Annotated in this window: 19 protein-coding genes and 1 tRNA gene; 10 read left to right on the top strand and 10 right to left on the bottom strand. The window is 66.6% G+C overall.

What is annotated here, in order from left to right:
* Positions 1-14: 14 nt before the first annotated feature.
* From CO669_RS06155 to CO669_RS06180, 6 genes are all read right to left on the bottom strand, one after another.
* On the bottom strand, positions 15-620 hold the full coding sequence (locus CO669_RS06155) for a hypothetical protein (protein WP_097658841.1): 606 nt from the start codon (positions 618-620) through the stop codon (positions 15-17).
* Between the two features lie 33 nt (positions 621-653).
* Positions 654-1,373 (bottom strand): hypothetical protein, encoded by a 720-nt coding sequence (locus tag CO669_RS06160; protein WP_097658842.1) that lies wholly within the window; start codon positions 1,371-1,373, stop codon positions 654-656.
* A gap of 110 nt (positions 1,374-1,483) precedes the next feature.
* The gene (locus CO669_RS06165) at positions 1,484-2,848 is read right to left on the bottom strand and encodes a sigma-54-dependent transcriptional regulator (protein ID WP_097658843.1); all 1,365 of its coding nucleotides are present in this window, start codon (positions 2,846-2,848) and stop codon (positions 1,484-1,486) included.
* Positions 2,833-4,287: a sensor histidine kinase gene (locus CO669_RS06170; RefSeq protein WP_097658844.1), complete on the bottom strand. Its 1,455-nt coding sequence runs from the start codon at positions 4,285-4,287 to the stop codon at positions 2,833-2,835. The genes CO669_RS06165 and CO669_RS06170 overlap by 16 nt, the downstream gene beginning before the upstream one ends.
* A gap of 35 nt (positions 4,288-4,322) precedes the next feature.
* On the bottom strand, positions 4,323-4,763 hold the full coding sequence (locus CO669_RS06175) for an EamA family transporter (protein WP_097658845.1): 441 nt from the start codon (positions 4,761-4,763) through the stop codon (positions 4,323-4,325).
* A 57-nt stretch (positions 4,764-4,820) separates the two neighbouring features.
* Positions 4,821-7,298, bottom strand: a complete 2,478-nt coding sequence (locus tag CO669_RS06180; protein ID WP_097658846.1) for a hybrid sensor histidine kinase/response regulator — start codon at positions 7,296-7,298, stop codon at positions 4,821-4,823.
* A 222-nt stretch (positions 7,299-7,520) separates the two neighbouring features.
* Here CO669_RS06180 and CO669_RS06185 point away from each other — a divergent pair, with 222 nt between their 5' ends.
* The 4 genes from CO669_RS06185 to CO669_RS06200 all read left to right on the top strand — a co-directional run bounded on the left by CO669_RS06185 (position 7,521) and on the right by CO669_RS06200 (position 12,177).
* Positions 7,521-8,603: a zinc-binding metallopeptidase family protein gene (locus CO669_RS06185; RefSeq protein WP_097658847.1), complete on the top strand. Its 1,083-nt coding sequence runs from the start codon at positions 7,521-7,523 to the stop codon at positions 8,601-8,603.
* Between the two features lie 173 nt (positions 8,604-8,776).
* Positions 8,777-10,792, top strand: a complete 2,016-nt coding sequence (locus tag CO669_RS06190) for an acetyl-CoA carboxylase biotin carboxylase subunit (protein WP_097658848.1) — start codon at positions 8,777-8,779, stop codon at positions 10,790-10,792.
* 222 nt (positions 10,793-11,014) lie between these two features.
* A complete protein-coding gene (locus CO669_RS06195) occupies positions 11,015-11,881 on the top strand; it encodes an isocitrate lyase/PEP mutase family protein (RefSeq protein WP_097658849.1) in 867 nt (288 codons plus the stop codon).
* Entirely contained in the window at positions 11,878-12,177 is a 300-nt protein-coding gene (locus CO669_RS06200) for an acylphosphatase (protein WP_097658850.1), read from the top strand. The genes CO669_RS06195 and CO669_RS06200 overlap by 4 nt, the downstream gene beginning before the upstream one ends.
* A gap of 239 nt (positions 12,178-12,416) precedes the next feature.
* Here the strand turns inward: CO669_RS06200 and CO669_RS06205 are convergent, their stop codons facing one another.
* Positions 12,417-13,937 (bottom strand): PAS domain-containing hybrid sensor histidine kinase/response regulator family protein, encoded by a 1,521-nt coding sequence (locus tag CO669_RS06205; protein WP_097658851.1) that lies wholly within the window; start codon positions 13,935-13,937, stop codon positions 12,417-12,419.
* Positions 13,938-14,079: 142 nt separating this feature from the next.
* Between CO669_RS06205 and CO669_RS06210 the strand changes: the two genes are divergently transcribed.
* From CO669_RS06210 to CO669_RS06220, 3 genes are read left to right on the top strand one after another with little or no spacing between them, the layout of a single operon-like run.
* The gene (locus tag CO669_RS06210; protein ID WP_097658852.1) at positions 14,080-14,637 is read left to right on the top strand and encodes a GbsR/MarR family transcriptional regulator; all 558 of its coding nucleotides are present in this window, start codon (positions 14,080-14,082) and stop codon (positions 14,635-14,637) included.
* A 16-nt stretch (positions 14,638-14,653) separates the two neighbouring features.
* The gene (locus CO669_RS06215; protein ID WP_097658853.1) at positions 14,654-15,319 is read left to right on the top strand and encodes a DUF4166 domain-containing protein; all 666 of its coding nucleotides are present in this window, start codon (positions 14,654-14,656) and stop codon (positions 15,317-15,319) included.
* Complete coding sequence (locus tag CO669_RS06220; RefSeq protein ID WP_097658854.1) at positions 15,316-16,752, top strand: TIGR01777 family oxidoreductase; 1,437 nt, start codon at positions 15,316-15,318, stop codon at positions 16,750-16,752. Before CO669_RS06215 ends, CO669_RS06220 begins: the two co-directional genes overlap by 4 nt.
* Before the next feature lie 6 nt (positions 16,753-16,758).
* Here the strand turns inward: CO669_RS06220 and CO669_RS06225 are convergent, their stop codons facing one another.
* Positions 16,759-17,610: a LysR family transcriptional regulator gene (locus CO669_RS06225; RefSeq protein ID WP_097658855.1), complete on the bottom strand. Its 852-nt coding sequence runs from the start codon at positions 17,608-17,610 to the stop codon at positions 16,759-16,761.
* 113 nt (positions 17,611-17,723) lie between these two features.
* On the opposite strand from CO669_RS06225, the gene CO669_RS06230 reads away from it, so the two are divergent.
* A complete protein-coding gene (locus tag CO669_RS06230) occupies positions 17,724-18,146 on the top strand; it encodes a tautomerase family protein (protein WP_097658856.1) in 423 nt (140 codons plus the stop codon).
* 41 nt (positions 18,147-18,187) lie between these two features.
* On the opposite strand, the gene CO669_RS06235 is transcribed toward CO669_RS06230, so the two are convergent.
* The gene (locus tag CO669_RS06235; protein ID WP_198963863.1) at positions 18,188-18,901 is read right to left on the bottom strand and encodes a DNA helicase; all 714 of its coding nucleotides are present in this window, start codon (positions 18,899-18,901) and stop codon (positions 18,188-18,190) included.
* 198 nt (positions 18,902-19,099) lie between these two features.
* Entirely contained in the window at positions 19,100-19,837 is a 738-nt protein-coding gene (gene lipB, locus CO669_RS06240; RefSeq protein WP_097658857.1) for a lipoyl(octanoyl) transferase LipB, read from the bottom strand.
* 101 nt (positions 19,838-19,938) lie between these two features.
* On the opposite strand from lipB, the gene CO669_RS06245 reads away from it, so the two are divergent.
* Both CO669_RS06245 and CO669_RS06250 read left to right on the top strand, forming a co-directional pair.
* Positions 19,939-20,181 (top strand): FliM/FliN family flagellar motor switch protein, encoded by a 243-nt coding sequence (locus CO669_RS06245; RefSeq protein ID WP_018647371.1) that lies wholly within the window; start codon positions 19,939-19,941, stop codon positions 20,179-20,181.
* A 199-nt stretch (positions 20,182-20,380) separates the two neighbouring features.
* Positions 20,381-20,465 (top strand) — tRNA-Leu (locus CO669_RS06250).
* Positions 20,466-20,486 lie beyond the last annotated feature (21 nt).

Genomic DNA, 20,486 nt, shown 5'->3' on the forward strand with positions numbered 1-20,486 from the left:
CTTGAAGCGTCCCGTCAGGCCGCGCGGGCGTGCGGGTGGCCGGGCCCGGGTTTCTTGTCCTTCTTCTTGATCCGCTTCAGTTGGTCTTCATCCGGTCCGATCTCGTCGACATGGATCACGCGTCCATGCTTGCTCTGAACGCCGTCGCCGCGCGCCGCGACCACGGCACCGGGCGCAAGCAGAACTGCAACGTGCTCGGCTTCCTTCGGCCCGATCCGGAGCACGGTGCCGTCCGAGAGGAGCGCGCCGCGCAGCTCGCCCTTGGGGCCGAACAGCGACAGCTCGACCGTGCCCTCCGCCGCCATCGGGGCGCGCTTCACCTTGGGATGCTCGCGGTCGTGGTCCGGGCCGTTGTCCACGATCTCGCGTCCGCTCGCGGTGATCACCGCGACGGCGGCCAGCAGGGCCGCGACGCGCGGCCGCACGCCGCGGACGCGAACCGTCTCGCCTTGCTTGAGATGGCGGGTGAGTTCCGCGTCCATATGCGGCGGCGTATGAACGAGGACGGCCGTCTTCTTGTCCCTCAAGACGAAGCCGTCGACCTCGCCGTGGGGGTTGAGCACGAAGCGCTCAAAGGTGCCTGCGGTCTCCGGCAGGCTGTCGGGATCGATCCAGTGCATGGTGTACCTCTTCGTGTTGACGTCAATCGCGAATTAGCCGCGGGGCGGCGGACCGAAGCCCGGGGGCGGCGGCGGCGGAGGACCGCGACGATCCGGACCGTCCTTCGGTCCGGGCGGGCGAGGGCCGCGCACCTCCGTCATCTGCTCCGGCGAGGCGCCGATCGCGCGCACGTCGACGACCTTGCCGAGGGGGGTATCGAGGACGTCGCCGCGTACCGAGATGCTCCGGCCCTGAGCGAGCTGGTCCTGCACGCGCTCCGCCTCCGGAGGCGGCAGGCGCAGCGTGGTGCCGTCATCGAGCACGACACCATTCACCTCGCCGCGCTTGCCGTGCAATTGCAGGGCGATGCGGCCGCTGATGGTCTGGTCGTCATTGGCACCGCGCCGGTCCGGCGGGCCGTTGTCGACGACGCTCTTGCCTGTCGCCACATTGGTGATCGACGCCGCGTCGACCAGCGGGATGGCGCGGGCGCGCAAGCCGCGCACCGAAACCTGGTCGCCAGGGCGGATCGCAAACACCGTCTGGGCACTGAGATGCGGCGGCAGCTTCACTTCGGTGCCGTCGGTGAGAATGACGCCGTCGACGTCGCCGCGCGGCGTCAACGTGTACTGCTTCACGGTCCCGCGAGATTCCGGAAGCTGCGATGAATCCCACATGGGATCCCGGGCCTGCGAATAGGCGGCGGCCCCGCTGCCGATCGCCGTGGTGGCCAGCAGCACCCAGAACAGCGCGCGCATGCGTGTCGTTTTCATGGAACAACTCCTGTCGATATCGCGACCTCGTCGCTTACGCTGGGTTCAGCAAGCGATGTGCCAGTCGCACGATGATTGATCCGAAAGGAGTTTTGGCCGCGCCTGCGCAATCAGGCGTCGTCTTTGCCGACACGGTCCGTCAGCTTTTCTGACGCCTCGGCAAGACCGTAGCGCTGCATCTTGGTGTAGAGCAGCTGGCGGTTGATGTTGAGACGACGCGCCGCCTCCGTGCGATTGCCGGCGCAGGTTGCCAGTGCGCGCTCGATCATCTGCTTCTCGAGCTGGGCGACCGCCGCAGGCAGATCGGCATCGTCCGGGGCTGGGCCTGCTGCCGCTGCCGAATTCGCGGCGGTGTCGATGTCCTCCGCTTCGATCACGTCCCCGCGTGTCATGATGCAGGCGCGTTCGATTGCGTTGCGCAGCTCGCGGACGTTGCCGGGCCAGGGATGGCGCTGCAACTTTTCGATCGCGGCTTCGCTGAGCTGCTTGTGACGGCCGTTGCTCGCTCCCGCGCGCGCGAGGAAGTGCCGGGCGAGCGGCACGATGTCCGCCACGCGATCGCGTAGCGGAGGAAGCGGGATCTGCACCACATCGAGCCGGTAATAGAGATCCTCCCGGAAGTCTCCGGCTGCTGCGAGCCTGGCGAGATCGCGGTGGGTGGCGGCAATGACGCGCGCATTGGTGCGCACGGGCTTGCCTCCGACCGGCGTGACCACCCGTTCCTGCAGGGCACGAAGGATCTTCGCCTGCATCGGCAGCGGCATGTCACCGATCTCGTCGAGAAACAGCGTACCGCCAGCGGCGTCGCGGAAGGCGCCGGAGCGGTCCGCCGTCGCGCCGGTGAAGGATCCCCTGACATGCCCGAACAGCTCGCTTTCCAGCAGGTCTTCGGGAATCGCCGCACAATTGACCGCGACGAAGGGACCGTCTTTGCGCTTGCCGTGATTGTGAAGCGCGCGCGCCGCCAGCTCCTTGCCGGTGCCGGTCTCGCCGCGGATCAGCACGATGACGTCGCTGTCGGCAGCAAGACCGATCGCCTTCTGCACGCTGCGCATCGGCTCACTCGATCCGATCAGGCCGTCCTCGCCATCGTCTTGCGGAGCCACGGGTGCCGGCAGGCGCTGGGGCAGGCGCTCCAGCAGGGCTTGCAGCTCCGCGCGACTGATCGGCTTGCTGAGGTGGTCGAAGGCGCCGAGCCGCATCGCTTCGATCGTGTTGGTGGCACTGGCAAACGCGGTCAGCACGACGACAAGCGGCCCGCCTGCGTTCGCACGGATCCGGCGCAGGACCTCGATCCCATCCATGCCGCCCGGCATGCGCAGGTCGAGCAGGACCACATCGATGTCCTCGTCCAGCGCCGCCAGACCTTCGCGGCCGGACGCAGCGAGACGAGGTGTATGGCCGAGATCGCCGAGCGCCTCGGCGAGACCTTCGCGCAGGGCGCGGTCGTCGTCGATGATCAGGACGGTTGCCATGGCACCTCGATCTCGAATTCGGCGCCGCCGACGGAGCGGACCAGGCGGACTTGGCCGCGATGATTGCGCGCGATCTCGCGGACGATGGCGAGCCCGAGGCCGGTCCCGTCGGCACGCCCGGTGACGAACGGCTCGAACAGGCGCTCGCGCAGCTCGTCGGGGATGCCGGGACCGCTGTCTGACACCTGAAGCAGCAACATGTCGTCTCTCCGGCGCGCGTCCACGCTGATCTTGCCGCCTGCCGGCGTATTCTGAATGGCGTTGATGATCAAATTATCCAGGGCCCGCTGCATCTGGAGCGGATCGAACTGCGGTAACGGCGACGAAGCGGGCCCGGTTCCGGCCGTCAGCGCGATGTTCCGGGCCCCGGCGAGGTCGCGATGAGTTTCGACCGTGCGCGCCAGAAAAGTTTCGAGATCGACCTCCGCATGCCGGGGCTCACGCGCCTGGGTCATCTCCAGGAGGTCACGCAGGAGGATGTCGAGGCGGTCGACCTGCTCCAGGATCGAGGTCAGGGCCGCCTCGCTGCGCGAGCCGTCGGCGACTGCCAGCGCATTCTCCGCCTTCAGCCGCATTGCGGCGATGGGATTGCGGATTTCGTGCGCCAGCCCTGCCGACATACGGCCAAGCGCCGCGAGCCGCTCGGCGGCGGCAGCGCGGCGTCGCTCCAGGGACAGGCGTTCGCCGGTGCCGTTGAGCGCATCGACCAGGCGATCCAGCTCGGGGGCGCCGGTCCGCGGCAATGTCGGCAGGTCGATTGTGCCTGCATGGGGGTTGTCCAGAGCTGCCTCGATCCGGTTGATCTTGCGCGACCAGACATAGAGCACGCGCGCCAGCCACGCGGCCGAGCCAAAAATCGTGAAGGCAAGCAAGAGAAGTCCGGCCAGCAGCTGATTGTAGGCCGGCCCCTCCGCCGTGAAGGCCCGCGTCATGGTCCATCCGGTCACGCCGGTCAGCGGGCCGCGCAGCGGGCAGGCATGAACGATCAGCACTTGTGAGCGGCCGCTTTGCCGGATCGAGGAGGGCCGGCCGGATCGCTGCGCTTCGGCATTGACGTCGCGAATGGTGTTGAGCTCGGCCGCGGGCAGGTCGGTCTTCGGTCCGGTGCCTTCATAGGTCGGAAATGCGTAGGCGAGGGAGCCCGCATCTGCCTGCCAGATGCCGCCCTCGACGCCGGCCGCACCGGAGAGCGCGCTCTGGACCACCGCCGCAAGCTGCTGCTTCAAGGGATCGTCGATCTCGCCGCCGCTCCAGCCCGTGACGAAGAATTGGTAGCGATCGGCGAGTTCGCGGCAGGCCCGCGCGGCGAGTTCCTCGGAGCGCGCCAGCCGCGCATTCGCGGTCTGCTGGAAGGATTCGAACAGCAGATAGCCGGTGGCAATGCCGGACACCACCAGCATGATCCACAATGCAAGCAGTCGGGAGCGAAGCGAGCGCATGCGCTAGTGAACGCGCCAGATCGAGAATCGGGGCCTCACAGCTTCACCGCCAGCAGCACCGCGCCGGCACCGATCATGGCGATGCCGAGCCAGCCCTGGCCGGTCGGACGCTCGCCGAGGAAGGCGAAGGCGAACAGGGCGACCAGCACGACGCTGAGCTTGTCGATCGGCGCCACCAGCGTGGCGGGCCCGAGCTTCAGGGCCCGGAAGTAACACAGCCAGGACGCTCCGGTCGCGAGTCCGGACAGGACCAGGAACAGCCACGTCCTCGATGAGACCGCCGACGGCACCGCGAACTGGCCGGTGAAGAACAGCAGCACCGAGAAGGCGATGAGCACCACGATGGTGCGGATGAATGTCGCGAGGTCCGGATTGATGTTCTCGACGCCGACCTTGGCGAAGATCGCGGTCAGTGCGGCGAAGCACGCAGACAGCAACGCCCAGGTCTGCCAGGCGGAGAGGAGGGCAGGTTTCATGTCGTCCTGTCCGTTGCAATCACGGAGTTTGTGACCAGCATCGTGCCGCTTCAATGCTCACCGCGCCACCGACAGCTTCTCCGTGATCGCCTTGCGCAGGATGCGCGAGAGCGATTCCACCGAATACGGCTTCTGGATCAGCTCGAAGCCACGATGGGCGTTTTCGGCGAGCACGTTGCTGTAGCCGGAGGTGAGCACGACGGGCAGGCCGGGATAGCGCTCACGGATGATGCCGGCAAGCTCGACGCCGTTCATGCCGGGCATGATCACGTCGGAGAACACGAGGTCGACGGCGAATTCGTTCTCGCCGAGGATGGCAAGCGCCGCATTGGCGTTGGCGACGCGGCGGACGACGTAGCCGAGATCTTCCAGCAGCTCGGTCGAGAACTGGCCGACATCGTCATTGTCCTCGACCACGAGCACGCGGTAGCCGCGCCCGGTGGTGGCGGCCTCGCTGGTCAGCGCCGCGGCCTCCGTCTCGGCGGCCGGGCTCTGGGCCTGCGGCAGGTAGATGGTGAAGGTCGCGCCTTCGCCTTGCGTGCTCGTCACCGCGATGTCGCCCTCGGACTGTTTCGCGAAGCCGAACGCCTGGCTGAGGCCGAGGCCGGTGCCCTTGCCGACCTCCTTGGTGGTGAAGAACGGCTCGAAGATGGAATCGAGATGGTCGGGGGCGATGCCGCTGCCGGTGTCGGTGACGGAGATGGCGACATAGTCGCCGCCGCGGGCCGACTGTGCGCGCAGGCTCGGGATGCCCTGCACCTTGCGCACGGCGATGGTGAGGCGGCCTTCGCCGTCCATGGCATCGCGGGCGTTGATGGCGAGGTTGATCAGCGCGGTCTCGAACTGGGCGATGTCGGCGACGGTGAAGCAGTCGGCATCGTGGATCTCCACCGCTATTTCGATCCGGCCGCCGACCAGCGGACGGACCAGTTGCGCGACGCCCTCGACCTGGCTGCCGACGTTGAATATCTGGGGTTTCAGCGGCTGCCGGCGCGCGAATGCCAGGAGCTGGGCCGTCAGCTTTGAGGCGCGCTCGACCGTCTCGGAGATCGCGTCGACATAGCGGCGGCGGCGCTCTTCCGGCAACTCGCGGCGGCGCAGGAAATCGGTGGCCGAGCGGATGATGGTGAGGAGATTGTTGAAGTCGTGCGCGACACCGCCGGTGAGCTGGCCGATCGCTTCCATCTTCTGCGATTGCCGCAGCGCTTCCTCGCCGCGGCGGCGCTCGGTGATGTCGACGGCTTCAGGGACGGCGCCGGTGATGTTGCCGTGGCGGTCGAGCACGGGGCGCATGCCGAAGTCGAAATCGCGCTCGCCGATGGGAAGGCGCAGGCGCATCTCCAGCCGCACGGCCTCGCCCTTGAGCACGGTGCGGAAGGCCTCGTGCACCAGCGCGCTCATGCCCTCCGTCGCGCTGAACCAGGGCGTCTGCCACAGCGGCTTGCCGATCACGTCCGAAAAGCTCGCCTTGATGCCGTCGAGCGCGGTCTTGTTGGCGTAAAGCAGTTCGCCCTCGAGATTGACCAGGCCCTGATACTGGTTGCTGGTCTCCAGGATCGCGCGCAGCCGCGCCTCGTTGGATTCGAGCTCGGCGGTGCGCTCGGCGATGCGCTCTTCCAGCGTCTCGTTGAGCCGCCTCAGCTCGATCTCGGCCTGCTTGGCGACGGTGATGTCGTGGGCGACGCCGATGAAGCCGATATGCTTGCCGGTGGGGTCCCAGCGCGGCTGCGATTCCGAGCGCAGCCAGCGCCATTCGCCGCTGGCGTTCTTGTAACGCGCTTCCAGCACGAAGGGCTTGAGGGACGCTTCGCCCTGCACGGATTGCTGCAGCACGTGCGGCAGGTCGTCGGGGTGCAGCACCTTGCGCCAGTCGAAGGCGATGGCCTGGTCGTAGGGCAGGCCGACGAAGTCGACATAGGCCTGGTTGGCGAAGGATCGCGTGCGGTCGAGCTTGGTCACCCAGATCGGCACCGGCGCGCTGTCGGCGATCAGCCGGAAGCGCTCCTCGCTCTCGCGCAGGGTCTCGCGCGCGAGCATCTGGTCGGTGATGTCGATATGGGCGCCGACGAGGCGGATGGCGCGGCCATCCGTGCCGCGTTCGATCTTGGCGACGACCCGGATCCAGCGGGTCTCGCCGTCATTGGGGCGGATGATGCGGTATTCGGCGGTGTAGTCTTCGCTGGTGCCGGCGAGCGCGTCGATGAAGTGCTGGACGGTGGCTTCGCGGTCGTCGGGATGGATACGGTTGACCCAGTCCTCGTGCGACTCTCCGGCCGCTTCCGGCGGCAGGCCGTGGAGCATCAGATATTCGGGCGAACGGTGGTTCTTGAAGCCTTCGCGGAAGTCGACCTCGAGGCCGCCGACCTTGCCGATGCGCTGGATGCGCGCCAGCTCGGCCTCGCGCTCCTGGAGCGCGCGATAGGCGTTGTCGCGCTCGCGCGCAACGTCTTCGAGGTGTTGGCGCAGCCTTTCGGCGGCAATGGTCTCGGGCAAGGGATCGTTCAAGGCATCGGCCGTTGTGATGCGGGAGCGCACGTGCCGGACCGATATTCACACAGACGGGGCGTGATGACCATTGCTTAGAGAAAATAGGCTGTCAGGAAAGGCCGGCGGCGAGCCGAAACGAGGAAAACTGCAGTCAGGCAATGCCCGGTCTGGCATTTTGTTCCGGACATTGGAACGATGCACCGGCGGACGCGTCTTCGCGAGGCGCCCCGGCGCCCATCGATAAGACTCTCTTTTCGAAGAGGATAAATCTTGAAGCTGTTTGTCTGCCAGTCCTGCGGCAACGTCCTCTATTTCGAGAACCGCGCCTGCGAACGGTGCGGCCACCGCGTCGCCTTCCTGCCCGAGAAGGAGACGATGTCGGCCATCGAGCCCGACGGCGAGGCCTGGAGGGTCCTGGCCGACAAGGGCGAAAGCCGCATGCTGTGCCGGAATGCCGAGTACGATGCCTGCAACTGGCTGACGGATCCGGGCGAAGGCAACGGCTATTGCCGCGCCTGCCGCCACAACGGCATCGTGCCGGATCTGTCGGACCCCGCCCAGCTTGCCGGTTGGCGCGAGCTGGAGGTGGCGAAACACCGTCTGTTGTATTCCCTGATCCGCTGGAAGCTGCCGCTCCGGACCCGGCAAGACGACCCCGAGCACGGTCTGATCTTCAATTTCCTCGCCGACGATCCGCAGAGCGGCGAGAGGGTCATGACCGGCCACGACAACGGCCTGATCACGATCGCTCTCACCGAGACCGACGACATCGAGCGCGAGCGGCGCCGGCTCGAGATGGGCGAGCCCTATCGGACGCTGCTCGGGCATTTCCGCCACGAGGTCGGGCACTATTTCTGGGATGTGCTGGTGCAGGGCGGCGGCAAGCTCGATGAATGCCGCGCGGTATTTGGCGACGATTCCATCGATTACGGCCAGGCCCTGCAGCGTCACTATGCCGAAGGCGCGCCGCCGGACTGGCAGCAGAGCTACGTCTCGGCCTATGCCACCATGCACCCCTGGGAAGACTTCGCCGAGACCTGGGCGCACTACCTCCACATCGTCGACACCCTGGAGATGGCCAGCGAGTTCGGCATGGAGGTGCGGCCCAAGGTCGACCGCGACGGGGAGTTGACGGCACGTATCCGTTTCAACCCCTACGAGGCCAGGGACGTTCAGGCGCTGATCGACGCATGGCTGCCCTTCACCTTCGCCATGAACAGCGTCAACCGCGCCATGGGTCTGCGCGACCTCTATCCCTTCATCCTGTCGCCCGCGGTGGTCGGCAAGCTGGGGTTCATCCACGGCCTGGTGCGGGACGTCGCCAAGTCCCTGTCGAGGCCCGGGAAGCCGTAGGTCGCCCGTGGGCTCGTCAGGCCGGTTTCGGTCTTGCGCTGGTACGCCAGACCGGCCGGATTTAGACCGTTGCCTCCGGCCCATTTTGTTGTACCACGGGAGCCACACGGCCCGTCCCAAAGGCCCCAACGGCCAGGGAAGGGTCCCGCCCAAGGTCGAGACTCAAGAAAAGCATGTTCAAACGCATTCTGATCGCCAATCGCGGCGAAATCGCCTGCCGGGTCATCAAGACCGCTCGCCGCATGGGAATCGAGACGGTTGCGGTCTACTCCGAGGCCGATCGCGATGCCCTCCATGTCGAGATGGCCGACGAGGCCGTGCTGATCGGCCCGCCCGCGGCGGCCGAGAGCTATCTGGTGATCGAGAAGATCGTCGAGGCCTGCCGCAAGACCGGCGCGCAGGCCGTGCATCCCGGCTACGGCTTCCTGTCCGAGCGCGAGGCGTTTCCGCGCGCGCTGGAGGCGGCCGGCATCGTCTTCATCGGTCCGAACCCCGGCGCGATCGCGGCGATGGGCGACAAGATCGAATCCAAGAAGGCGGCCGCCAAGGCCAAGGTCTCGACCGTGCCGGGCTATCTCGGCGTCATCGAGGACGACAAGCACGCCGTCAAGATCGCCGACGAGATCGGCTATCCCGTGATGATCAAGGCTTCCGCCGGCGGCGGCGGCAAGGGCATGCGCATCGCGCATTCCAAGGCCGAGGTCGCCGAAGGCTTCAACCTCGCCAAGGCCGAGGCCAAGGCCTCGTTCGGCGACGATCGCGTCTTCGTCGAGAAATTCATCGTCGATCCCCGCCACATCGAGATCCAGGTGCTCGGCGACAAGCACGGCAACGTGATCTATCTCGGCGAGCGCGAATGCTCGATCCAGCGTCGCAACCAGAAGGTCATCGAGGAGGCGCCGTCGCCGCTGCTCGACGAGGCCACCCGCCGCAAGATGGGCGAGCAGGCCGTCGCGCTGGCCAAGGCGGTCAATTACGATTCCGCCGGGACCGTCGAGTTCGTCGCCGGCCAGGACAAGAGCTTCTTCTTCCTCGAGATGAACACGCGCCTGCAGGTCGAGCATCCCGTCACCGAGCTCGTCACCGGTGTCGATCTCGTCGAGCAGATGCTGCGCGTTGCCGCCGGCGAGAAACTCGCCATTGCGCAGAAGGACGTCACGCTCACGGGGTGGGCGGTAGAATCGCGACTCTACGCCGAAGACCCGTTCCGCAACTTCCTGCCCTCGATCGGGCGGCTCGTGAAGTATCGCCCGCCGGCGGAAGCCAGCAAGGACGGCATTACCATCCGCAACGACACCGGCGTGCAGGAGGGCGGCGAGATCTCGATCCATTACGATCCGATGATCGCCAAGCTCGTCACCCATGCGCCTTCGCGTGCCGCTGCGATCGAGGCGCAGTCGACCGCGCTGGACTCGTTCTATGTCGACGGCATCAGGCACAACATCCCGTTCCTGTCGGCGCTGATGCATCATCCGCGCTGGCGCGAGGGCCGGCTGTCGACCGGCTTCATCGCCGAGGAGTTTCCCAAGGGCTTTGCGGTGCGCGTGCCCGAAGGCGAGGTCGCCCGGCGCATCGCCGCGGTCGGCGCCGCCATCGATCATGTGCTCGGTGAGCGCAAGCGGCAGATCTCCGGCCAGATGGGCGGCCGCGTCGTGCAGCGCGAGCGGCGTCGCGCGGTCTGGCTCGACCGCCAGGAAATCCAGCTCGAGGTCGGACGCGAGGGCGAGGCCATCGCGATCCGCTTCGTCGACGCCGAGGGCAAGGCCGGCAACGTGCATCTGCTGGCCTCGCCATGGAAGCCGGGCGATCCGGTCTGGCAGGGCACCATCGACGGCCACTTCGTCGCGGTGCAGGCGCGGCCGATCCCGAACGGCATTCGTCTGGCGCATCAGGGCGTCGAGGTGCCGGTCTATGTCTGGACCGAGACGGAAGCGACCTCCGCGCGGCTGATGCCGGTGACGACGGCCGCCGACACCGGCAAGAAGCTGCTGTGTCCGATGCCCGGCCTCGTGGTCTCGATCGCGGTGAGCGAGGGGCAGGAGGTCAAGGCCGGCGAGACGCTCGCCGTGGTCGAAGCCATGAAGATGCAGAACGTGCTGCGCGCCGAGCAGGACGGCACCGTGAAGAAGATCCACGCCAGCGCCGGCGCGACGCTCGCGGTGGACGCGCTGATCCTGGAGTTTGCGTAAGTAAGCCCACACTCGTGTCCCGGACGCGATGCAACGCATTAGCGTTGCTTCGCAGAGCCGGGACCCAGATCGTTAGCGGATCACTCAGCAGCATGGGCCCCGGCTCTGCAGCGCATCGCTGAAGGGGCGCTGCGCTGCGTCCGGGGCACGAGAGTGCCATATTTCCGTTGCCCGCAATGACGGAGTATGTTGCGGCCTCCGTGACCCAATCGAGACAGCACCATGGCCTTTCGTTCCCGCCGCGAGAAACTTCGCTCCGTCCTGTCGGGCCCCGCCTGCATCCATCCGGGCTCTGTCTATGACGCGATCTCGATCCGCATCGCCGAGGATCTCGGCTTTCCCATCGGCATGTTTGGCGGCTCGGTCGCCTCGCTCGCGGTGCTTGGCGATCCCGACATCACGTTGATCACGCTTACCGAGCTTGCCGAGCAGATGCGCCGGATGTCGCGTGCCTCCGCGCTCCCCGTGCTGGTTGATGCCGATCACGGCTATGGCAACGCGCTCAATGTCCGCCGCACGGTGCAGGAGCTGGAGGCGGCGGGCGCCGCCGGTCTCACCATCGAGGACACGCTGCTGCCGGCAGCCTTCGGCGAGGCGAAGACGCAGCTGGTCTCGCTGGAGGAGGGCGTCGGCAAGGTGAAGGCGGCGCTTGACGGCCGCAGCGATCCCTCGCTGGTCATCATGGGCCGCACGGGCGCTGCCTCGATCACCTCGATCGAGGATGCGATCACGCGTGCGAAGGCCTATGAGGCCACCGGCGTCGATGCGCTGTTCTTCACCGGCATCAAGTCGCGCGCCGAACTCGAGGCGGTCACCGCCGCGACGCGCCTGCCGATCGTGCTCGGCGGGGCGCCGGAGGATTTGAGCGCGCTCGAATATCTCGCCCGCCAGCGCGTCCGCATCGCGCTCCAGGGGCATGCGCCGATCGCCGCGGCGACGCAGGCCGTCTACGCGACGCTGACCGCGCTGCGCGAAGGCACGCCGCCGAAGAACCTCAAGGGCCTCGCATCCTCGGAGCTGACGGCCCGCGTCATGCGCGAGGCCGACGTCAAGGCGCGCAGCGCCGATCTTCTCGGACTGAAAAAATGAGCCGGGCGATCCTTCAGGTCGTGATCCGCGGGCGCGTGCAGGGCGTCGGTTATCGGGCCTGGGTCGAGTACCAGGCGACGGCGAGCGGGCTCGAAGGCTGGGTTCGCAACCGCCGCGACGGCAGCGTGGAAGCGCTGTTCGCGGGAGCGCCGAAGCATGTCGCCGACATGGTCGCGCTCTGCCGTCACGGCCCGCCGTCCTCGCGCGTCGACAGCGTGACCAGCGAGACGGCAAGTGTGGATGAGCTGAACCTGCGCATGGCAGGGCAGGCGTTCTCGGTGTTGCCGACGGTGTAGGTGAGCCGTCTCGCTCCCCACGCTTGCGCAGAGCTGAGCGCGCCTCGTCCTTCGAGACGACCGCTTCGCGGTCTCCTCGGGATGAGGCTAAGAAGCAATTGTTGCGCGTTGAAACGACGGCCGAGCATTCGGTCCGCATCCCGAGGGCCCGCCAAGGGCGGGCGTCTCGAAGAATGGCCACAGGCGGGACCGCTCATGGGCGATTGCGCTGCCGCACGCGGGGAGAGGCGAAGAGAAACTCACCTCGGCAGCTTGGCGATTGCCTCGCTCAGCTCGTGGATCTCGTACGGCTTGCGCAGGATCGGGAAGTCGCCGAGCACGCCGGCGGCGACGTCGCTGTAACCGGTGGCGAGCAGGATCGGCAGACCGGGGCGAAGCTGGCGGAGATGATGGGCGAGGGTGAGGCCGTCCATCTTGCCGGGCATGACGATGTCCGAGAACACGAAGTCGACGCCGTTCTTCTCGATCTCGCGCAAGGCGGCTTCGGCGTCCGCGACCCGGCGCACCTGGTAGCCGAGCTGCTCCAGAAGGCCGGTGCTGACGAGAGCGACGTCCGGATTGTCCTCCACCAGCAGCACCGTGCCGCTGCCGTGGAACGCCGCCGCCCCCGGCGCCTCGGGCAGAGGAGTGTCTTCGCCGCGCGGCAGCAGGATGGTGAACGTCGTGCCCTTGCCGAGCTCGCTTGCGACCCTGACCGTGCCGCCAGCCTGATGGGCGAAACCGTGCACCTGGGAAAGGCCGAGGCCCGTGCCCTTTCCAATCGGCTTGGTCGTGAAGAACGGCTCGAAGACCTTGTCGAGAACGTCGGAGGGAATGCCGAGCCCGGTGTCGACGACGTCGATCGCAACGTAGTCGCCGGCAAAGGGCGCCTCGTCCAGCACGACATTGCGTGCGCCGATCGTCACCGTGCCCCCGTCGGGCATGGCGTCGCGGGCATTGATCACGAGGTTGAGCAGGGCGGTCTCGAGCTCGGAGACGTCGGTCGTGATCGGCCAAATGTCGCGGCCGACGTCGAGGGTCAGGCGGACGGAGCTGCCGACACCGGCATCGAGCACCTCGCGGATCGCCGCGATGCGTTCGGCAAAGTCGATCGCCTGCGGATTGACGCTCTGCCGCCGCGCGAAGGTGAGGAGCTGGTTGGTCAGCGCCGCGCCTCGCTTGGCGGCGGTCTCGATGGCCGAGATGGCGCGCTGGACCTTGGTCTCGTCGTCGGCGCTCCGCTTCAGCATGTGGAGGCTGCCGCTGATGATCATCAGCAGGTTGTTGAAGTCGTGCGCGACCCCGCCGGTGAGTTGCCCGAGCGCGTCGAACTTCTGGGATTCGGCGAGCTGCTTGTGCATCGCCTCGAGCTTGATCTGCGCGTTGCGGCGTTCGGTGATGTCGCGCGTGATCTTGGCGAATCCGACCAACTCGCCGTCCTCGTAGATCGGGTCGATCACGACGCTCGCCCAGAAGAACGTGCCGTCCTTGCGGACGCGCCAGCCTTCCTCCTCGTAGCGGCCCTTTTCCCTGGCGATGCCGAGCGCACGCGCCGGCCTGCCGTTGGCGCGGTCGGTGTCGGTGTAGAAGCGGGAAAAATGCTGGCCGAGGATCTCCTCGGGCGAATAACCCTTGATACGCTCGCCGCCAATGTTCCAGCTGGTGATGATCCCCTGGGGATCGAGCATGTAGAGCGCGTAGTCCGCGACTCCCTCAACCAACAGCCGGAAACTGCGTTCGCTCTCGAACAAGTCTCTCTGTTGACTGAACTTTTCGACCATTCCGGGACCCCGCCTCGACCGGGGCAAACGCCGGAAAGGTCAAATGGTTCCCGGCAAATGGGATATTTTTAGGCAAATCTCCCGCCGCGTATGCCGATCGCACCCCCTTGACAGGGGAGCGGTCCCGTCAGACATTTCTGTTATGACAGAAATAACCGGAAAGAAGAAACTCCCCGCCGCCGTCGAGCGCTTCATCCTGCATTGGGGCGACATGGGGGATCAGTGGGGCGTCAACCGCTCAGTCAGCCAGATCCACGGGCTGCTCTATCTGGCGGAGGCGCCGATGACGGCGGAGGACATTGCCGAGGTGCTCGGCATGGCGCGCTCCAACGTTTCCAACTCGCTGAAGGAGCTGCTGGCCTGGAACCTGATCCGGCGCGTGCCGATCCTCGGCGACCGCCGCGACCATTACGAGGCCGAGACCGACATCTGGGAGGTCGCAGCCCGCATCGCCGCGCGCCGCAAGGAGCGGGAGCTCGATCCGGCGATCGCGGCGCTCAGGGCCTGCGTATCCGACGCCGCCGGCGATTCCACCATCAATCCGGTCGCGAGTAAGCGGTTGAACGAGATGCTCGCCTTCACCGAGCTCGCCGACCACTGGTTCATGCAGATGCTGAAGGTGCCGCGGCCGCGGCTGGTCGCGCTGATGAAGCTTGGCGAGAAGATCGCCAACCTGCTGCCGCTGGGCAAGGTCAAATAGGTTCGAGGAGGGTGCGATGACGTCGGCTCGACTACCAGGCACCAGCGCATCGACATCCGCCCACACAAAACTGCTCGACGACCGCCGCTTCCACGTGTTGCTGCCGGACGAGGATTGGGGCCGCCTGCCGCTTGCGACCTGGCGGCGCTTTTCCAAGCGTGTCGCGGATGGCGACAGCGTGGTCTATGTCGGCGTCGTCGACGAGGTCTCGTTCAGCGAGATCGGCTGGTGGTTCGCGCAAGCCGTGCGCATGATCGGCGGGCCGCTGCCGACCGGCCGCGACATCGGCGTTCCCATGATCGTGACGGTCACTGAGGACGCGGCAACGGGTGGCCAGACCTGGACCCGCATCTGCGCGCGCAAGCGCGGCTTTCCGCAAGTCATCCATTCCGCCAAGCGTTTTGCCGGCCCGACCGGGCTCGAAGAGTATGTCGGCTTCGGCATTTCCATGGCGCTGCGGATCGCGGTCGAAGGCGAGACGTTGACCTTCCGCAGCGCCGGTTACGGCCTCCAGCTCGGACGCCTGTGGCTCCCGCTGCCGCAATGGCTCACGCCGGGCGATCTCGCCGTGACGCACCGCGATCTCGGCGCAGGCGCCTTCCGCTTCACCCTCGATGTCATCCATCCGCGTTACGGCGCGCTGATCCACCAGTCCGCATTGTTCAGGGAGACCGTGTCATGACGCCGCTGTTGTGGACGCTCATCGCCATCCAGATCGCGATGGGCGTGTTCGACACCTTCTATCACCACGAATTCACCGAGCGCCTGGCCTGGCGCCCGTCGCAGCGCTTCGAGCTGAAGCTGCACGGCATCCGCAACATGCTTTATGCGCTGCTGTTCCTGCTGCTCGGCTGGCTCGAGGTCCATGGCGTGCTGGCGCTCTTGATCGTCGCCGTTCTGGTCGCCGAGATCGTCATCACGCTGATGGATTTCGTCGAGGAGGATCTGAGCCGGAAGCTGCCGCCGAGCGAGCGCATCAATCACACGCTGCTCGCGATCAATTACGGCGCCATCCTGGTGCTGCTGCTGCCGGTGCTGATCGACTGGGCGATGCAGCCGTTCGGCGTGATCGTCGTCAATCAGGGTTTGCTCAGCATCGCCGCCACGGCCTGCGCGGTCGGCGCGTCGCTCTGCGGTATCAGGGATTTTGCGGCGATGCGCCGGCTTGGCCGCATGCGCAGTGTGCCGGCGGCCGGGCTCGTCGAGAAGCTGCCGGCTAGCAAGACCGTGCTGATCACGGGCGCCACCGGCTTCATCGGCAGCCGCCTTGCGGCGAGCCTCAGCGGCGCCGGGCACAATGTCATTGCGCTGATCCGCAATCCCGCCAGGGCCGAGATGCTGCCGCCGCCGGTGACGCTGATCACCAGCCTCGATCAGCTCGCCGCAGACACGCACATCGACGCCATCGTCAATCTCGCCGGCGAGCCGATCGGCAACGGCCTGTGGACCGAGGCAAAGCGGGCGAAGATTCTGCGATCGCGCACGGACATGACCGGCGAGGTCGTCAAGCTGATCGCGCGGCTCACGCGCAAGCCAGAGGTGCTGATCAGCGGCTCGGCGATCGGCTGGTACGGGCTGTGGGCCGATCAGGTGCTGACGGAATCGGCGAAGTCGCATGCCTGCTTCAGCCATGAACTGTGCGCAGCCTGGGAGACGGCGGCGCGGCCAGCGGAGGAGCTCGGCGTGCGCGTGGTCTATTTGCGCGTCGGCCTCGTGCTCGGCACCGAAGGCGGATTCATCACGCGCATGCTGACGCCGTTCGAGTTCGGCCTCGGCGGTCCGCTCGGCACCGGGCGGCAGTGGATGTCCTGGATCGAGCGCGACGATCTCATTCGCCTCATCGCCTATGTCTTGGCGACGCCGGATCTCGCCGGCCCGGTCAATGCGACCGCGCCGATCCCCGTCACCAATGCAAAGTTCACCGAGGAGCTCGGCCGCCGGCTGCGCCGGCCCGCCGTGTTCCGCATTCCCGGCGGCCTGCTCCGCCGCATCGGCGGCGGCTTTGCCGACGAGCTTCTGCTTGGCGGCCAGCGCGTGCTGCCCAACAAGGCGCTGAGCCGCGGCTTTGTATTCCGGCACGAGACGCTGCGCAGTGCGTTCGACGCGATCTTGTGAGGGACGTCAGGCGGCGGCACTCCGGAACGTCGCCGCCACCGCACGCAGCGCCGCGAGCTTGGCGGGGTCGCTGACCTTCGAATGCAGCATCACTTTCGAGCTGCCGAGTTTCGGCAGCTTGTGCGCAGGCCCGATGTCGATCAGTCCCGGCGGTGCAATCCGCCGCGCCAGCGGCGCGATGGCCAGTCCCGCGAGCGCGGCGGCGACCACCGCCGTGACACCGCCGCCGACAAAGCGCTCGCGCCAGGGCAGGCCAGCCTTGTCGAGCGCGCGCACGGCGACGGCGCGGACGCCGCAGGGCGGAGCGAGGGTCGCAAGCGGCAGCGCTTCGCCCTTCGGCAGGGCGAAGCGCCGTGATGCGAACCAGCCAAATTCGTCCTCGGCCAGCTTCTCGCCGCCGCGGCGGCTGCCTTCCTGGCGGACGATCACGGCATCGAGCTCGCCCGCGTCGTAAGCGTCCTGCATTTCGCGCGAGAAGCCGATGGTGACGGCGAGGGTGAGATTCGCCGACATCGCGTGCAGGCGTTCGAGCAGCGGCACCAGCTCCGGACCCGCTGCGTGATCGGAAATGCCGAGCGAGAGCGACTGCGTGGCGGAAGCCTCGCCCGATAGCGCAAGGTCGTGTGCCGCCATCAGGGCGCGGGCGCGGTCGAGGAAGCTGGCGCCATCTGCCGTGAGCCGGACCGCGCGGGGCGAGCGTTCGACCAGACGTTTTCCGAGCAGCGTCTCCAGCCGCTGCAGCTTGAGACTGACCGCCGCCTGTGTCGTGCCGAGCGCTTCGGCCGCACGCGTAAAACTCTGGAGGTCGGCGACCAGCAGAAAGGCCTGGACCGTGGCGATGTCGAGCGTTGTTGTCATTAATGATCGTTATCACTGGTATCAATAAAGATAAGATACCAAAATGGAGGCCGAAGGTCTAGCTTCTCCTCAACGCCGCGCAACACCCGCGCAGCATCTTGAGGAGAACGACCATGCCCCTGATCACCGTGTCCTACACCACCTCCCGCCAGTCGCCCGCGCTGAAGGCCGAGATCGCGAGCGCGGTGTCCGAGCTCACGGCAAACATCCTGCACAAGGATCCAAAGGTGACTGCGATCATCGTGAAGTCGGTCGACGCCGATGACTGGTTCGCCGGCGGCCGGTCGCTCGCCGAGCAGAAGCTTGCCAGCTACTGGCTCGACATTCACGTCACCGAAGGCACCAACACCAAGGACGAGAAGGCGGCCTATCTCGCCGCCATGTTCAAGCGCATGGCCGAGATCCTGGGACCGCTGCATCCCGAGACCTATGCCCATGTCGACGAGGTCAAGGGCGATGCCTATGGCTTCGGCGGCCTGACCCAGGAGCGTCGTTACATCGCCGGCAAGCTCGACGTCGCGCTGAAGGCCGCGTGATGCAGGAGGCCGCGGGTGGTCTCACCCGCGGCCTGTTGCAGTCAGCCCGCCGCTCTGAACTGAACTTCGCAATTGTTCAGGAAGCACGTCTTGTCGAACAGCGTCAGGTCCAGCGGGTTCGGCAAGCGGACGTCGGTGATATCAGGGCAGGGCTTGACCGCGGGATCGTAGGATCGATCGATCTGCGAGATGCAGACGACGATCAGCCCCTGGTCGCGTGCGAACGATTTCAATGCGCGCACTTGAACGGTCAGATCGGGGTTTTCGCGTCTCTGGTCGAGCAGTTGCAGATAGTCGATCACCACGAACGTGCCGCGGGGCGCTGTGGCCATCTGCTTAACGACATGGTCGGCGCTGACGGCGTCGGAGCAATCGATCTCGAATGATCTGTCGAACTGCGCCGGCTCCACGCCGATCGCGCGCAGCCGATCCAGCACGTCTTTCTCGGTGTATTCGAGCGAGAAGAACGCCGCACGATGACCCGACCTCATGGCTTCCACCGCAAGCTCGAGGCTCATCAGCGTCTTGCCCTGACCGGGCCGCGCGCCGACCAGCACGAGGTCGCCCGCGTGGAATTGTGGGAACAGCCTGCTCGCGGGCGTCAGCGCGGCGGCCTTTGCTGCCAGCATGCTCCAGGCGGAAAAGCCTTCCGTCTCGGCGATGCGATCGAGCGCGTCGTGCAGGGGAATGCCCGCTTCGCGGGACAGGCGCTTTGCTTGTCGTTTCAGATGATAGATCGGCGCAGAGAGTCTCATCGTCCAAACCTCCCGTTGCGAGCTGAAATGCAATCCCTCCTTATGCCCAGCGCTCGAACAGTCGGCCGGTGATCTCATCGCCCGGCATGAGGTCTGCTTTCCCGGTGGAGGGGGGAGGCGTGGGCGGCGCCTGAGACGAGCATAGCCGATTCCGCGAGAAGCGGAGAGCTCGCGCGACGAGGCTCGAACAGGAAAATGTCAGGCGGCTGCTTCCGGCAGCAGCGCGCGGGTTGGTCCGAACAGCTCCTCGAACGCCTGGCGCAGCGCGATGTCGACATCTTCCATGCTCACGAGCTGGCCGAGATCGACCAGCGAGGTGACGCCGTAGCGGGGATCGACGACGCCGCACGGCACGATGCCGGCGAAATGCGCCAGCTCCGGCTCGACATTGATGGCGATGCCGTGGAACGAGACCCAGCGCTTCAGCCGCACGCCGATCGCCGCGATCTTGTCCTCAAAGCCTTCGCCTTTGTCGGGCCGCCTGACCCAGACGCCGACCCGGTCCTCGCGCCGCTCGCCGCGGATGTTGAAGGCGGCGAGCGTCCGCAGGATCAGCTCCTCCAGGCTCGCGACATAGGCCCGGACGTCCGGCCGGCGGCGCTTGAGGTCGAGCATGATGTAGGCCACGCGCTGGCCGGGCCCGTGATAGGTGAGCTGGCCGCCGCGCCCCGTGGCGAAGATCGGGAATCGGGGATCGCGCAGGTCGCCTTCCTTGCCCGAGGTGCCGGAGGTGTAGAGCGGGGGGTGTTCGAGCAGCCAGACCAGCTCGGGGGCGTCGCCCGCCGCGATGGCGGCAACCCGGGCTTCCATGGCGGCCACCGCTTCCGGGTAGGGCACCGGCGCATCCGAGATTCGCCACTCGACGGGCGCGCCGCCTGCGGCGGAAAACGGCGTCAAATCGAGCTGTTGGCGCGGGTTTTGAGGCGAATTAACCATTGGCTAACCATAACGTGGTGATGATCTCGGGAGCAAATGCCAAGTCCTTCGGCCAAGCCCCAGAATTCAAGTCCCAGTCCCAAGTTGCGGCGGTCCTGACAGTGCCCACCCTCGATAAAGTCACCGTGGATCTCATGGTCGTCCTCGGGACGACCACGATGCCGATCCATCAGGTATTACGTCTTTCCCGCGGCGCCATCATCGAGCTCGACGCGACCGAGGCCGACGAGGTCAAGGTTTTGGCCAATAATCTCCCCGTCGCCTCCGGCGTCGTGCTGGTCGATCGCAACCGCATCGCGGTCGAGGTCAAGCAGATGCTGCCGCGTTCGCCGGGCACGCGGTAGCGACCCGGGTACGCTGTAGCGACCCCGGCACGCGGTAGGGGCTGGGCGTCCAGCCGGGCCGATTCGGGCGAGCGGCCAGAATTTTCCTGCAAAGCTTGTGGAATTCAGGGGCTTTGCAGGCTTGTACCCCTCTGATGGATTTGTTAGATCGGCGCCGTTGATCCGGCCGGCCCTCAAGCCTCAAGCCGGCATCCCCAAAGCGCTCGTGGCGGAACTGGTAGACGCGCTGCCTTGAGGTGGCAGTGAGTAAAATCGTGGGGGTTCGAGTCCCTCCGAGCGCACCAAGGCTCATTATCCATTTAAGA

It is taken from the genome of Bradyrhizobium sp. Y36 (assembly GCF_002531575.1).
Lineage (GTDB): Bacteria > Pseudomonadota > Alphaproteobacteria > Rhizobiales > Xanthobacteraceae > Bradyrhizobium.